A 13,706-nucleotide genomic window follows, 5' to 3' on the forward strand; every position below is an offset into this window, starting at 1 on the left:
ATTTAGAACTAAAAATATGATAAACCCTATAAATTACAGGCTATATCACCACAATAAAAAAACGCAACCAAATGAATGATTGCGTTTAATTTTATTCTAGATTCCTGCCTTCGCAGGAATGACAAATAATTATTTCACTTCCTCGAAGTCTACGTCTTCTACATCGCTAGCTTCGTCTGTTGGCTGACCTTGCGCTCCTGCATCAGGACCTGCAGCTCCGCCTTGAGCTTCTGCTTGTGCTTTGTACATTTCTTCGCTAGCTACTTTCCAAGCTTCGTTTATTTTCTCTAAAGCTGGTTCTATAACTGTGATATCTTTAGATTCGTAAGCTGATTTTAATTCAGCTAAAGCATCTTCGATTGGCTTTTTCTTATCATCAGATAATTTATCGCCAAATTCTTCCAACTGCTTCTCAGTTTGGAAAATCATTCCATCTGCCTGATTTAATTTATCAGCAGTTTCTTTTGCTTTAGCATCTGCTTCTGCATTAGCTTCAGCTTCAGCTTTCATCTTTTGAATTTCTTCTTCTGTTAATCCAGATGATGCTTCAATTCTAATATCTTGTTTCTTACCTGTAGCTTTATCCTCTGCAGATACTTTTATAATACCATTGGCATCAATATCAAACGTTACTTCAATCTGAGGTGTTCCTCTTCTTGCTGGTGGAATTCCATCTAAGTGGAAACGACCGATTGTCTTATTATCTGCTGCCATTGGACGCTCACCTTGTAATACGTGAATTTCTACCGATGGCTGATTGTCTGCTGCAGTTGAGAATACTTGCGATTTCTTTGTAGGAATCGTAGTGTTAGCTTCAATCAACTTAGTCATTACATTACCCATAGTTTCGATACCAAGAGATAATGGAGTTACGTCTAATAAAAGAACGTCTTTTACATCACCTGTTAATACACCACCTTGGATACCTGCACCAAGAGATACAACTTCGTCTGGGTTAACACCTTTACTTGGTGCTTTTCCGAAGAAAGACTCTACTGCTGCTTGTACAGCTGGTATACGTGTAGATCCACCTACTAAAATAACTTCATCAATATCAGATTTAGATAAACCTGCTGCTTTTAACGCAGTTTCACAAGGCTCAATAGTACGTTTAATTAAATCGTCGATTAACTGCTCAAATTTAGAACGTGTTAATGTACGTACCAAGTGCTTTGGTCCACTCGCTGTAGCTGTTACGTAAGGTAAGTTAATCTCTGTTTGTGCAGAAGATGATAACTCTATCTTAGCTTTTTCAGCAGCTTCTTTAAGACGTTGTAAAGCCATTGGATCTTTACGTAAGTCCATATCTTCGTCCGCAATAAACTCTTCTGCTAACCAATCAATGATTCTTTCATCTACATCATCACCACCTAAGTGTGTATCGCCATCTGTAGATAATACTTCAAATACTCCATCACCTAACTCTAGGATAGAAACATCGTGCGTACCACCACCAAAATCGAATACTACTATTTTTTGATCTGTAGATTTTTTATCTAAACCGTAAGCTAATGCTGCCGCAGTAGGCTCGTTAATAATTCTACGAACTTTTAAACCTGCAATTTCACCAGCTTCTTTTGTTGCTTGTCTTTGCGCATCGTTAAAGTAAGCAGGTACTGTAATAACAGCTTCAGATACATCTTGCCCTAAGTAATCCTCAGCAGTTTTCTTCATTTTTTGAAGAATCATAGCTGATAATTCCTGTGGAGTGTATAAACGACCATCGATATCTACTCTTGGTGTATCGTTATCACCTTTTACCACTTTATATGGTACACGTTCTGCTTCGTTTTTAGACTCAGAATATTTGTTACCCATAAAACGCTTAATAGAATAAACCGTTTTTGTTGGGTTAGTTACTGCTTGTCTTTTTGCCGGATCACCAACTTTAATTTCACCACCTTCTACGAAAGCGATAACCGAAGGTGTAGTTCTCTTACCTTCAGCGTTTGGGATTACAACTGGCTCGTTACCTTCCATTACAGAAACGCAAGAGTTGGTTGTTCCTAAATCAATTCCAATAATCTTACTCATAATATTAGTGTATATATTTTTTGTGTATTTAATTTTTAAACTCGTTTACTAATAGTCAATGATTATGCCATGACAAAAAAAGTGACATGATGTCAGCCTTGAAATCGAAATCGAAGTTGAAGACGAAATTGAAAACTAAAAAATAAAGTTGTTTGAAACTATACTTTGGAATACGATTTGATGTATTATTGAAAAAAATTTAGTTATTATGAAGCGTATTTTATCCTTAATTACCGTATTTACTTTATTATTTACTGCCTGTGAAGGTGATCCTGGACCTCAGGGACCTCCTGGTGCTAATGGTGTGAACTTTGTTGGTCAGTCATTTGAAAGAACAATAAACTTCACCTCTACAAATGATTATACAGTAGGTTTAGAAATTCCTCTTGATATAGAACTCTTTGAGACAGACATGGTTTTAGTCTACAGATTTCTTGGTCAAGTAGATGGATTTGATGTTTGGAAACCATTACCTGAGACTGTTTACACTAACGATGGTGGAGAATTTCAATATAATTTTGAACACAATTATGATATTGTTACAATTTATCTTGATGCGCCATCTACATTCAACTTTGATTCACTTTTAGATGAAGATAGATTAGACCAAATATTTAGAATAGTTATTTTACCAGTAGATTTTGTAAATAGCAGTGATATAGATATCAATAATTATAATGATGTTGTACAATATGTACAGTAATTGTTTACAATAGAAAATAAGTCAAGCGATGATAATTATCATCGCTTTTTTTATTCATATTAGAATCAAACAATAAAGTATATTTGTCCAATTAAATTGAATTTAATGGAATGTATTTCTGTCTTTGATATGCTAAAAATTGGTGTAGGACCATCGAGTTCTCACACTTTAGGACCTTGGCGTGCAGCTGAACGTTGGATCAAAGAACTGAAAGACAAAAATCGTTTTCATAAAGTAGAAAAAATAACCGTAGACCTATATGGTTCATTGTCTTTAACAGGAAAAGGCCATGCTACAGATCTCGCTGTTTTACTTGGTTTAACAGGTGCTGATCCAGAGCGTATTCCGGTTGATACTATAGATATTATTATTTCTTCAATAAAAAACACCAACACCTTAATGTTTAACAACGAAAGACCTATTGCTTTTGATGTTAATACAGACATTAAGTTTAATCGTAACTTCTTACCTTTTCATGCTAATGGCATGTCATTTTCAGCATTAATTAACGGTAGAAATTACAAATCAACCTACTACTCTATTGGTGGCGGATTTGTGGTACAAGAAGAACGTAAAGTTTCAAAAGCTAATAAAATAGTTTTTTACTGTACGTTTCCTTATCCTACATCTTATGGAGATGAATTGTTGAAATTTTGTCATCAGCTTAATTTACCTATTTCTGGTGTTGTTTTAGAAAATGAAAAGTCTATAAGAGATATAGAAACCATTGATTTTGAATTGCAACGCATTTGGGATACCATGCTAGAGTGTATGTACGTTGGTTGCCATACAGAAGGTACACTTCCTGGTGGACTTAACGTGCGCAGACGTGCATATGATATGCACAAAAATTTGATTGGCGATTATACCTACGAAAGTCCTCAAGAATGGCTTAAAACGATCAGAAAAACCGAAGTAAAGTTTAGACAAATCCTAAAATGGGTAAGCTGTTTTGCTTTGGCAGTTAATGAAGTTAATGCATCGCTTGGTCGTGTGGTTACAGCACCAACAAATGGTAGTGCTGGTGTTATACCTGCTGTATTAATGTACTACATGGTAATTGAAAACCATGATGCCGATTTTGAGCATGTCAAAAAATTCTTACTCGTTGCTGGTGAAATCGGTAGCATCTTTAAAAAAGGTGCTACTATAAGTGCTGCAATGGGAGGTTGCCAAGCCGAAATTGGTGTATCTTCTGCAATGGCTGCTGGTGCATTGTGCGAATTACTTGGCGGAACACCAGAACAAGTTTTAGTAGCTGCTGAAATTGCTATGGAACATCATCTTGGCCTTACCTGTGATCCTATTGGTGGATTGGTACAAATACCTTGTATAGAACGTAATTCTATGGGTGCTATAAAAGCCATCAATGCTGCAGAATTAGCTTTAGAAACCGATCCTAATAATGTGAAAGTTCCTTTAGACAAAGTGGTAAATACCATGTGGGAAACCGCTAAAGATATGAATACAAAATACAAAGAAACCTCTGAAGGAGGACTAGCTGTTGGTGTGCATTTGAGTGATTGTTAAATTAGACTTTTTAGATTAGTTAGACTGGTTAGATTTGTAAGACGTATTAGAATCTATTATAAATCTAGAAATCTAAAGTTCTAAAAATATAAGAATCTACTTTTGACACCCTTCTCTTCGCCTAGTATCTACTAAATAAATAATTTTCCATTTGTCATCCTCTTTTATTAGTTGGAAGGAATTAACACCACAATGACTAAAGTTTCCATTATACCAAAATTCGTAAGGTGTCCAAGCATTTGCCATATTTCCATCTACTTGAATATTGAAGCCTAACAACTTTTCTTCAAATCTGTTTTCTTTTGGGATACTTGCAATACTTTTTAAAAACTGACTGTATTCACTTTCTGTTAATACTGATTTCCCTTCCTTGTTTACCGAAATAGACTGCAACTTTATATCACCTTTTGCCATGGTTTTTAAGGCCGTAGTGTCTTGCTTGTGAAAAGCTTCAAAAAAGTCCGTTATAGCTATTTTTACAGCTTCAGAATCTAAATTTTGTGCTTGTGTGTTTAATGATAAACATAAAAGAATAAAGACTGATAATTTTTTCATCTTGTTATAGTTTTTTTGAAATTAAATATTTCGTCTGTATTTCTAAGTTCTAATAAACAAAAGTTTAACAAATCTCTTTATTTTTACAAACACAAATTTTGAAAAATATGTCTGTTGCAAAAAAAGAATATAAAAGAATCACCGTAAAAAGCCTTGTAGACATGAAGTCTAGAGGCGAAAAAATCTCAATGCTGACCGCATATGATTATACGATGGCAAAGATTGTAGATGGTGCTGGAGTTGATGTTATTTTAGTTGGCGATTCTGCTAGTAATGTTATGGCAGGTCATGAAACAACACTACCAATAACGTTAGATCAAATGATATACCATGCATCTTCTGTAGTACGTGCCATAGACCGAGCATTAGTAGTCGTAGATTTACCTTTTGGAACATACCAAAGCGATCCTAAGGAAGCGCTCCGTTCTGCTATTAGAATTATGAAAGAATCTGGTGGGCATGCCGTAAAATTAGAAGGTGGTAAAGAAATTAAAGATTCCATAAAACGTATCTTAAATGCTGGTATTCCTGTGATGGGTCATTTAGGTCTTACTCCACAATCTATTTATAAATTTGGAACATACACGGTTAGAGCTAAGGAAGAAGAAGAAGCTCAACGCTTGAGAGAAGATGCGAAAATGCTTGAAAAAGCAGGTTGCTTTGCCATTGTATTAGAAAAAATTCCTGCTGCTTTGGCTAAAGAAGTTGCTGAGAGCGTAAGTATTCCTGTTATTGGAATTGGTGCTGGAGATGGTGTTGATGGACAAGTTTTAGTATTGCATGACATGATTGGTATGACTCACGAGTTTAATCCTAGATTTTTACGTCGCTACATGAATTTATATGAAGAAATGACAAGTGCTATAGGTCAATATGTTGAGGATGTAAAGAGTCAGGATTTTCCTAATGAGAAAGAACAGTATTAAATTAGGCTTATTAGATTGGTTAGATTTTTAGACTGGTTAGATCACTCTTTTTTACTAAATTAATTTCTATGGTGCATAAGTTTAAAGAACTTCAAATATGGCAAAAAAGTAGAGCTTTCTGTTCTGTAATCTATAAATTAACAGCTGATTTTCCAGAGACAGAAAAATTTGGTTTAGTAAATCAATTAAGAAGAGCCTCTGTTTCTATTCCTTCAAATATTGCAGAAGGCTCATCAAGACCTTCTAACAAAGATTTTATTAGATTCTTAACTATATCAATAGGTTCAGCTTATGAAATAGAAACGCAGTTATTAATTGCTTATGATTTAAAATTTATCTCAGAACAAGAATTAAAGCAAGTAAACAATGACTTAAATGAAATTATAAAAATGATTTCAAAATTTAAATCTTCTCTATACATCTAACATGTCTAAAGCATCTAGGAGATCTAATAAATCTAACTTACAAGTTCTATATGAAGACAACCACATCATAGTGGTTAATAAACGTGCAGGTGATATTGTACAAGGTGATAAAACTGGAGACAAACCGCTAAGCGATATTGTAAAAGACTTTTTAAAAAACAAGTACAACAAGCCTGGTAATGTATATTTGGGTGTTGTGCATCGTTTAGACAGACCAACTACTGGTATTGTACTTTTTGCTAAAACCAGTAAAGCCTTACCTCGTTTAAATAAACTATTTGCTGAAAAGAAAACCAATAAAACCTATTGGGCTTTGGTAAAAAACAAACTACCGAAATCTCAAGACCGACTGGTTAACTGGTTGAAGAAAAACCCAAAAAACAACAAGTCAACTGCCTTTAACAAAGAAATTGAAGGCAGTAAAAAAGCGATTTTAAATTATCGCGTTATTAAAACCTTAGATAATTTCTACTTGCTTGAAATTGATTTAGAAACCGGAAGACATCACCAAATCCGTTGTCAGTTATCTAAAATTGGGTGCCCTATAAAGGGAGATTTAAAGTATGGTTTTCCAAGAAGTAACAAAGATGCCAGCATAAGTTTACATGCAAGAAAACTGGAATTTACACATCCTGTGAAGAAAGAAAAACTTAGCATTATTGCACCCTTACCAGAAGATGCTTTGTGGCAAGCTTGCGAAAATTAAACGTTTCTGTAAGGGTAAATCAAAGTTAGTACTGTACCTTTATCTGGTTGTGACACTAAATTAAATTCTGCTTCTAAAAGCTCTGCTCGCTTTTTCATATTGGTCATACCTGAACCTTGTTCTGCATTTTCAAGATCAAAACCTACTCCGTCATCTTCAACCTTAATTTTGAGTTTATCGGTAGCATATTCTAAATAAACCTTTAGGGTTTCAGCTTCAGCATATTTTAAGGTATTAGAGAAAAATTCTTGTAAAATTCTAAATAAGATAATCTCATCTTTTTTATTCTCAAGATTCTGATCCTTGCCTTCAATTTTAAGTGATGTTTCTATTAAGCCTGATTTATTTAAGCGATTGATTTCATTTTCTAAAATCGTTTTAAAACCCAAATTCTGCATCACATCACTGTTCAATGATTTCGATAAAGCTCTGACTTCAGCCAAACTTTCCTTTAAAGCTTCCGAAGCATTCTCCACTTTAGGCTTAAGGTCTTCAGTAGCATTACGAGACACACTATTCATTTGCATAGTTGCAAAGGCTAATAACTGACCAACATTGTCGTGCAGTTCTCTACCAACATTCTTGAGCGTTTCCTCCTGAATTTCCTGTTGTGTTTTTATAAGCTCTTCGTCAAATTGTTTTTGCTGCTGAATGTTTTTTAATAATAGTTGGTTTTTTCTCTTTTGAAAGGTCAAAAAGAAAACAACAAAAACAACAACAATAGTTAATACAAAAAAGACAACATATACAATTAATGCAATCTCCTCTTCCGTTATTCTTTTTTGAATTGAATAGTATATAAGAAAGCAAATGTAAAGCATGAATACAAAAACATATTAATAAGGAACATGAAAACTTGTCTAAAATGTATGAATCCTTTATTTATTTCGTAAAAGTAAGTATCAAAAGTAAACAGTGGAGCTACACATAAATAAAATAAAAGTAGCCCAGAACTTATATAGAATACTGGTAATCTGTAAAAAAGCAAAATTTTATTACTAGCCAATAATTGTTTGTAATATAAAATTACAAAGATAAGAACGGCAAATGTTCCCAAAAATTCATCATAAGGTAATGACTTCTCAAAGAACGTCTCACTAATTAAAAAATATGAAATTGTGAAAATCACATATAAAACAACTGTGGTTTTAATGATAATTTTAGATGGTTTTGAATGAATAATATTTCTAAAAAACTTTCCGAATATTAGAATTGAGACAAATGAATAGATATTATACAACCAAGTATTAGTGCAAAAAACACTGTTTTTTAGCCATACAAACCAATCGTAATCATAATTGTTTAGTAATACATGACCATACATCCCAACAGTTTCAACAAAAACCACAAGCCATAGATACCAAATGAAAATTTTCATTTGTTTATCCATAGTCTTGAGATAGTAATAAGTACCTGCAAGAGCGGCAATTAACTCAACAATATGAATTGCTAGTAAATAATTTGACACTTATTTTGGCCTACTGAGGATAATTAGCACTCGGTGGATCTCCTTTACCTCCCTTATTAAGCCCATCAGCACCTTGTATATCATTACTTCCACCACCTTGAGCTATCGGTATCATAGAGCCTTCAGAAATATTCTGCGAACCTGTTGGTACAAAAAACATAGTCATTAATCCTGGACCTTCTTTAGTATCTGGATGAGCTCCTGCATAAAGTCTTAATCCATCTAAGGTGTAACCTAAAGAATCTGCTTGTTTTTTTGCATACGCTATGTAAGACTCAATCTCTTCTATAGAATACCAAGATGACCTATTATCTGGTGTTTTTATTAAAGAATCACTAATAATGGTGTGTCTACTGTTGTAAGCCTGATCTAATGCTTCAATTTCAGATGGAGAAATTAATCCCTTTGGGTTTGCCATTTCTTCTAAATTTTGATTGGTTGATAAATAATAGTAAGTCGCGGCAATTCCTAAAACCAGACCTACCAATAGCAATAATAGCTTTTTCATAATTGTTGAGGTTTTAATTAATAGTTAACCTAATATATTGAAATTATGAAAGAAACAAAACTATTATTGTATATTTTCCTACAAATTTACTCTTTTAATCTAAAATTTAATGTATTTCCTGAAGTTTTTTGAGCTAGTATATTTATAGATCTTTCAGTTAATTGCAACACTCTAGGATAACCTCCTGTAGTTTGGCAATCTCTCGTTAAAACAATTAAATTACCATTAGGTGTTAACTGTACTGTACCAGGTAAAACTGGTGAACTTAATATAGGTTTTAAGTTATTATCTAGTAGAGGTTCTAACTGATATGCCATACGATTGTTATTTTTTGAAACCAAAAAATCTTTTGAAAACAATTGTTGCTTTTGATTTTCTGAAAGCATATCAAACTCTACACCTTCAAAAACGTCTAAAATATTTGATTCTAAGTGCGAATCTTGATATTTTACTTTAGACAAAGCTTCTTCGACACCTTGAAAAGGCTCGTAAATAATGTGGTCGTCCTTTTTTATAACACTGTGAGTTGTAACAGATGGACACATACTTCTACTACCTAAAATCGTTTCGGTTTTAAAACCGCCTTTTACAGCCAAATATGTCCTGAAGCCCTTCTCTGCACCTCCGAAATACAATACATCATTCGGTTGGATCTTAATTAACTTATTCTGAAGCACAGCGTCGCCATTTAATGTTGGATTCATAAAAGCACCTGAAACCGCAATTACAGTTCGCTCTAAAAACTGAAATTTCCCACCAAGCATTGTCATTTCAATAAGCGCAGCATCTTTAGCATTACCTAATAACGCATTTGCAAACTGCGCAGAATACAAATCCATAGCGCCAGAAACAGGAACCCCTTTATCTCTGTAACCAAACCTCCCTAGATCTTGTATGGTTGAAAAAAATCCTGCTTGCAAAATCCTAAGCATACAATTCTGGTGTTAGTTGAAATTTATTGTTTTTAATATCCTGTTCTAAGTCTAAAAATTCCGTTTTTGAAATTGCAAAAAACTGAAGTTTATCACCTGCATTAAAAACACATGGAGGACTACTTTTTGCATTGAAAAAATCAACAGGAGTTTTGCCAATAATGTGCCATCCGCCAGGACTGTTTTTTGGATAGATTCCGGTCTGGTTTCCACCTATACCAACAGACCCTTTTTTTATATCTAAATTAGGTGTAGATTTTCTATCTAAATAAAGCTTCTTATCAAGTCCACCCAAGTATAAAAATCCAGGCAAAAAACCAATAAAAAAAATAGTGTATATTGCAGAAGAATGAAGCTCAATAACTTCATTTTTTGAAAGCTGTTTTTCTTTAGAAAACGCTTCCAAATCTATGCCAAAATCATCATCATAGCAGACAGGTATTCGCCATAATTTTGATGACGACTCTTCATTAGTATCTGCTTCAATTTTTAGTGATTTTAATCTTGAAATTTCACCATAGACATCATCAATAGTTAAGTCGTAAATTATTAATAATGAATTATATGTATTGATTATATCAACAATTGATTTAATACATGAATTTTGAATCGATTTTTTGTAATTCAATATGTTTTTCAACATATTTTCATCCATTACTGCAGGCCATTCTATTAAAATAGAGTACTCATTATAACGCGAAAACTTCAATTCATAATCCATAAAAAACTATTGAATTTTTACATTATATTTTGGTAGTTCTTTGCTTAAAAATTTCAAAATTTCAACTGCATTTTTAGTATCTCCATGCACACAAAATGTTGATGCTTTTATCGGCACTTCTACTCCATTAATTGCAGTTACTTTTTCACGATGAATCATCCCTAAAATATGGTTCAAAACTCTTGAATTTTCATGCAGAATTGCATCCTCTTTTTTACGTGAAACCAGGCTTAAATTTTCTTCATAATTTCGGTCTGCAAAAGCTTCAAAAGTAACGCTGATTTTTTCCTGTTCAGCAAGTTTAGAAATCACAGAATTATAGGGCACATAAAGTTGAATTGGCATAGCAATACTTTTCACAACTTCGATAATTATTCTTGCAGTTTTTTCGTCCTTAGCTGCTAAATTATAAAGCGCACCATGTGGTTTTATATGATGCAATTGTGCATTTTCCTTATGCAGAATTTGTTGCAAATTTCGGATTTGCGATTTTAAACTACTGTACAAATCTACAGCAGAGATATCCATAACTGCCCTTCCAAAATTCAATGGATCAGGAAATGAAGGATGCGCACCTATCTTCACCTTATGTTTTTTTGCTAAACGCACTACTTCAGTCATGGTTTTGGCATCACCTGCATGACCACCACAAGCTATGTTACACGACGATAAATAAGGTATCAATGCAACTTCATTACCTAAACCCTCACCTACATCTGCATTTATATCAATGGTTTTAAAACTCATATAAGATTGAAAACACTTAAAATTCCTTTTAGTCCCAATAAGATAGTGATTACTAAAATAATTAAGCCTAAAAAGTTTTGAAATTTTGAGTTTTTATACGTTCCTAAAACAGAGGATTTATTCATAATCCACAATAAAAAGCCTGCTATTATTGGCAAAAGCAAACCGTTAGCAACTTGCGCGAATTTTATAATTTCTATGGATTTAAAACCAACTGAGGAAAATACAACTCCAAGCCCTATGATAAACATCCAAACTGCTCTAAATCGTAAAGATTTTAAATCAGCTTTCCAACCCAAGCAACCACTTGCCACATAAGCTGCAGCTAAAGGAGCTGTAATGGCACTTGTGATTCCTGCTGCAAATAAGCCAACCGATAAAAAATATTTGGCATTTGTCCCAAAAAGTGGCTCTAATCCTTTTGCCAAGTCTGTCGCATTAGTAACATGCTGTGTTTGTATAGCTGCTGCAGAAATAATAATACTCATAGAAACAATACCACCTAAAACCACAGCTAAAACAGTATCTTTTCTTGCTAATTGAATATCTGATTTCTTGTTCCATTTCGTTTTTGCCAAAGACGCATGCAAAAACAGATTGTAAGGCACTACAGTTGTACCAATAAGCGCTACAATGGTTAATATACCTTCATCAGGAAATTGTGGTACCAGCATATTTTTCAGTATACTGATAACATCTGGTTTGGTAAGAATTGTTGTTGACATAAACGCCAAACTCATTAAAATAACGAGACTCACTAAAACTTTTTCAAGCACTTTATAAGTTCCTAAGTACAATAATATAAAGGCTAGAAAACCCAATACCCATGGAATAACAGACAACTCTACATTAAACACACTAACGGTTGGATGCCCTAAAAGTGTTTCTAAACCCAACGCACCTCCACTGATGTTTCCTGCTTCGTAAGTCGCATTACCAACAACAATGGCAGATAATACTAAAACAACACTAAAACCTCTTAAAACAGGACTTTTTACCTCTTCTCGAATAACCTGAGATAATCCTTTTTGGGCAATAATTCCTAATCGTGCTGCCATCTCTTGTAAAACTATGGTTGCAAAAACCGACAATACCATTGCCCAAAGCAAGGCATAACCAAAATTAACACCTGCTAGAGTACAAACGGTTACAGTCCCTGGACCAATAAATGCAGCCGCTACCAAAGGTCCTGGCCCATTATTTTTGAACCAGTTTTTCATTAATTACTTACTGAGTTTAGCGCATAAATAGCAAAGCTACCTAACCAATGCCCTCCTTCATAACTATCGCCAACAATGCCTGGCAAAGAATAGTTAATATGTTTGTTTGCTAAATTTTGAAGATGATTAAACTCTGGTAAATCCTTCGCAATGTAGTTTAGACTCCATGCTCTTGAAAAATTCACTCCATCGAGATGCACCAACTTACCATCGTTTCTATCTGACACTTTACCAACTTCGATATCAAAATCTTCATTATTTAATTCTGGAAGAAAATCATTCACCCAAGACAAAAATTCATCTTTAGCTAAAACACGCTTCATTAATGCAGCTTCTTCTAAACAAGGTGATAAAAAATCGAAACCACTCGGCTCCCATTCCAAAGGACAATCTTGATCGTCTGAATAAAATTCCTTTGCTCTGGTTTCAATCAAAGTTTTTAGCTGCGTATTCTCAACTGACGAAGCATAGTCATAAGCAAAACTCAACCCAAAAGCAGTATTAGGATGCTCTCCTACTCTAATTGGATAATTCAGTTTTGGTAAAAATTCCAAATAACGCTCAACAATTAAATCGGTTAAAGGTTGAAGGTTTTCTTCTAAGGTTTTAGCTTCAGGATGACTCCAAGTATGCAGTTCTTCTGCCAGTTTTAGCAACCAAGCCCAACCATAAGTACGCTCGTAAAATGTGTTGTGTTTTCCTTTAAAATATAAAACCTCTTGCTGAATATTTTCTTTTGAAATGTTAGCTGATAATTTTTGAATAATAGCTTCACGATTACTCAAATCTGGAAATTCTTTCAACAGTTTCACCAAACTCCAATGCCCATGCACAGCAGAATGCCAATCGAAACAACCATAAAACGCAGGATGCAATTCTTGTGGAGATTTTAAATCTTCATTACCACCTAAAACCTGCCCTAGCTTATTAGGATATTCGGTATTAATGCAATGAATTGGCAATGTTGCTAAGCGATTGGCTTGCTCAAGGTTTAACCTAGGAACCTCAACAATTTTTACTTTTTCTTCAATTGCATTTTTTTTAGTTGTGTCTTCTGAATTCTGACAATTGACTAACAGAAGAAGCACTAATAGAAGTTTAAAATATTTCATATAATATATGTGTATAAATACTTTTAATGGTATTTGATAGCTTAGTAAAAATACATTAAAAAGTAGTTTTACATAACTTTTGGCTGATTACTCTTGATATACTCACAATACTGTTTATC

14 protein-coding genes are annotated in these 13,706 nt (G+C 33.8%); 5 read left to right on the top strand and 9 right to left on the bottom strand.

The window, feature by feature from the left end; all coding sequences use genetic code 11:
- Nucleotides 1–129 precede the first annotated feature (129 nt).
- Entirely contained in the window at nucleotides 130–2,034 is a 1,905-nt protein-coding gene (gene dnaK / locus ACXAFS_RS07950; RefSeq protein ID WP_475306274.1) for a molecular chaperone DnaK, read from the bottom strand.
- Nucleotides 2,035–2,242: 208 nt separating this feature from the next.
- On the opposite strand from dnaK, the gene ACXAFS_RS07955 reads away from it, so the two are divergent.
- Both ACXAFS_RS07955 and ACXAFS_RS07960 read left to right on the top strand, forming a co-directional pair.
- Nucleotides 2,243–2,737: a hypothetical protein gene (locus ACXAFS_RS07955; protein WP_475306275.1), complete on the top strand. Its 495-nt coding sequence runs from the start codon at nucleotides 2,243–2,245 to the stop codon at nucleotides 2,735–2,737.
- Between the two features lie 105 nt (nucleotides 2,738–2,842).
- Nucleotides 2,843–4,267 carry an L-serine ammonia-lyase gene (locus ACXAFS_RS07960; RefSeq protein ID WP_475306276.1) on the top strand — a complete coding sequence of 475 codons (1,425 nt, stop codon included), beginning with the start codon at nucleotides 2,843–2,845 and terminating at the stop codon, nucleotides 4,265–4,267.
- Between the two features lie 96 nt (nucleotides 4,268–4,363).
- Here ACXAFS_RS07960 and ACXAFS_RS07965 read toward each other — a convergent pair whose 3' ends face one another.
- Nucleotides 4,364–4,822 carry a nuclear transport factor 2 family protein gene (locus ACXAFS_RS07965; RefSeq protein WP_475306277.1) on the bottom strand — a complete coding sequence of 153 codons (459 nt, stop codon included), beginning with the start codon at nucleotides 4,820–4,822 and terminating at the stop codon, nucleotides 4,364–4,366.
- A 107-nt stretch (nucleotides 4,823–4,929) separates the two neighbouring features.
- On the opposite strand from ACXAFS_RS07965, the gene panB reads away from it, so the two are divergent.
- From panB to ACXAFS_RS07980, 3 genes are all read left to right on the top strand, one after another.
- On the top strand, nucleotides 4,930–5,748 hold the full coding sequence (gene panB, locus ACXAFS_RS07970) for a 3-methyl-2-oxobutanoate hydroxymethyltransferase (protein ID WP_475306278.1): 819 nt from the start codon (nucleotides 4,930–4,932) through the stop codon (nucleotides 5,746–5,748).
- A gap of 68 nt (nucleotides 5,749–5,816) precedes the next feature.
- A complete protein-coding gene (locus ACXAFS_RS07975; RefSeq protein WP_475306279.1) occupies nucleotides 5,817–6,173 on the top strand; it encodes a four helix bundle protein in 357 nt (118 codons plus the stop codon).
- A gap of 1 nt (nucleotide 6,174) precedes the next feature.
- A complete protein-coding gene (locus ACXAFS_RS07980) occupies nucleotides 6,175–6,879 on the top strand; it encodes an RluA family pseudouridine synthase (RefSeq protein ID WP_475306280.1) in 705 nt (234 codons plus the stop codon).
- Here ACXAFS_RS07980 and ACXAFS_RS07985 read toward each other — a convergent pair.
- The 7 genes from ACXAFS_RS07985 to ACXAFS_RS08015 form a co-directional block, all read right to left on the bottom strand.
- On the bottom strand, nucleotides 6,876–7,700 hold the full coding sequence (locus tag ACXAFS_RS07985) for a sensor histidine kinase (RefSeq protein WP_475306281.1): 825 nt from the start codon (nucleotides 7,698–7,700) through the stop codon (nucleotides 6,876–6,878). The genes ACXAFS_RS07980 and ACXAFS_RS07985 overlap by 4 nt on opposite strands.
- A gap of 657 nt (nucleotides 7,701–8,357) precedes the next feature.
- Nucleotides 8,358–8,855 carry a hypothetical protein gene (locus ACXAFS_RS07990; RefSeq protein WP_475306282.1) on the bottom strand — a complete coding sequence of 166 codons (498 nt, stop codon included), beginning with the start codon at nucleotides 8,853–8,855 and terminating at the stop codon, nucleotides 8,358–8,360.
- Nucleotides 8,856–8,941: 86 nt separating this feature from the next.
- The gene (locus ACXAFS_RS07995) at nucleotides 8,942–9,787 is read right to left on the bottom strand and encodes a 5-oxoprolinase subunit C family protein (protein ID WP_475306283.1); all 846 of its coding nucleotides are present in this window, start codon (nucleotides 9,785–9,787) and stop codon (nucleotides 8,942–8,944) included.
- Nucleotides 9,780–10,508 (bottom strand): 5-oxoprolinase subunit PxpB, encoded by a 729-nt coding sequence (gene pxpB / locus ACXAFS_RS08000; protein WP_475306284.1) that lies wholly within the window; start codon nucleotides 10,506–10,508, stop codon nucleotides 9,780–9,782. Before pxpB ends, ACXAFS_RS07995 begins: the two co-directional genes overlap by 8 nt.
- A 6-nt stretch (nucleotides 10,509–10,514) precedes the next feature.
- Nucleotides 10,515–11,255, bottom strand: a complete 741-nt coding sequence (pxpA, locus tag ACXAFS_RS08005) for a 5-oxoprolinase subunit PxpA (protein ID WP_475306285.1) — start codon at nucleotides 11,253–11,255, stop codon at nucleotides 10,515–10,517.
- Nucleotides 11,252–12,475: an Nramp family divalent metal transporter gene (locus ACXAFS_RS08010; RefSeq protein WP_475306286.1), complete on the bottom strand. Its 1,224-nt coding sequence runs from the start codon at nucleotides 12,473–12,475 to the stop codon at nucleotides 11,252–11,254. Before ACXAFS_RS08010 ends, pxpA begins: the two co-directional genes overlap by 4 nt.
- On the bottom strand, nucleotides 12,475–13,587 hold the full coding sequence (locus ACXAFS_RS08015; protein ID WP_475306287.1) for a DUF2891 domain-containing protein: 1,113 nt from the start codon (nucleotides 13,585–13,587) through the stop codon (nucleotides 12,475–12,477). Before ACXAFS_RS08015 ends, ACXAFS_RS08010 begins: the two co-directional genes overlap by 1 nt.
- Nucleotides 13,588–13,706 lie beyond the last annotated feature (119 nt).

The organism is Winogradskyella sp. ABM4_392 (assembly GCF_056160445.1).

What these genes read in the sequence shown, in the direction of transcription:
- ACXAFS_RS07960 (WP_475306276.1), top strand. Translation starts at nt 2,843, where the DNA reads ATGGAATGTATTTCTGTCTTTGATATGCTAAAAATTGGTGTAGGACCA.
- ACXAFS_RS07995 (WP_475306283.1), bottom strand. Translation starts at nt 9,787, where the DNA reads ATGCTTAGGATTTTGCAAGCAGGATTTTTTTCAACCATACAAGATCTA.
- ACXAFS_RS07955 (WP_475306275.1), top strand. Translation starts at nt 2,243, where the DNA reads ATGAAGCGTATTTTATCCTTAATTACCGTATTTACTTTATTATTTACT.
- dnaK (WP_475306274.1), bottom strand. Translation starts at nt 2,034, where the DNA reads ATGAGTAAGATTATTGGAATTGATTTAGGAACAACCAACTCTTGCGTT.
- pxpA (WP_475306285.1), bottom strand. Translation starts at nt 11,255, where the DNA reads ATGAGTTTTAAAACCATTGATATAAATGCAGATGTAGGTGAGGGTTTA.
- ACXAFS_RS07985 (WP_475306281.1), bottom strand. Translation starts at nt 7,700, where the DNA reads ATGCTTTACATTTGCTTTCTTATATACTATTCAATTCAAAAAAGAATA.
- panB (WP_475306278.1), top strand. Translation starts at nt 4,930, where the DNA reads ATGTCTGTTGCAAAAAAAGAATATAAAAGAATCACCGTAAAAAGCCTT.
- pxpB (WP_475306284.1), bottom strand. Translation starts at nt 10,508, where the DNA reads ATGGATTATGAATTGAAGTTTTCGCGTTATAATGAGTACTCTATTTTA.
- ACXAFS_RS07975 (WP_475306279.1), top strand. Translation starts at nt 5,817, where the DNA reads ATGGTGCATAAGTTTAAAGAACTTCAAATATGGCAAAAAAGTAGAGCT.
- ACXAFS_RS07990 (WP_475306282.1), bottom strand. Translation starts at nt 8,855, where the DNA reads ATGAAAAAGCTATTATTGCTATTGGTAGGTCTGGTTTTAGGAATTGCC.
- ACXAFS_RS08010 (WP_475306286.1), bottom strand. Translation starts at nt 12,475, where the DNA reads ATGAAAAACTGGTTCAAAAATAATGGGCCAGGACCTTTGGTAGCGGCT.
- ACXAFS_RS08015 (WP_475306287.1), bottom strand. Translation starts at nt 13,587, where the DNA reads ATGAAATATTTTAAACTTCTATTAGTGCTTCTTCTGTTAGTCAATTGT.
- ACXAFS_RS07980 (WP_475306280.1), top strand. Translation starts at nt 6,175, where the DNA reads ATGTCTAAAGCATCTAGGAGATCTAATAAATCTAACTTACAAGTTCTA.
- ACXAFS_RS07965 (WP_475306277.1), bottom strand. Translation starts at nt 4,822, where the DNA reads ATGAAAAAATTATCAGTCTTTATTCTTTTATGTTTATCATTAAACACA.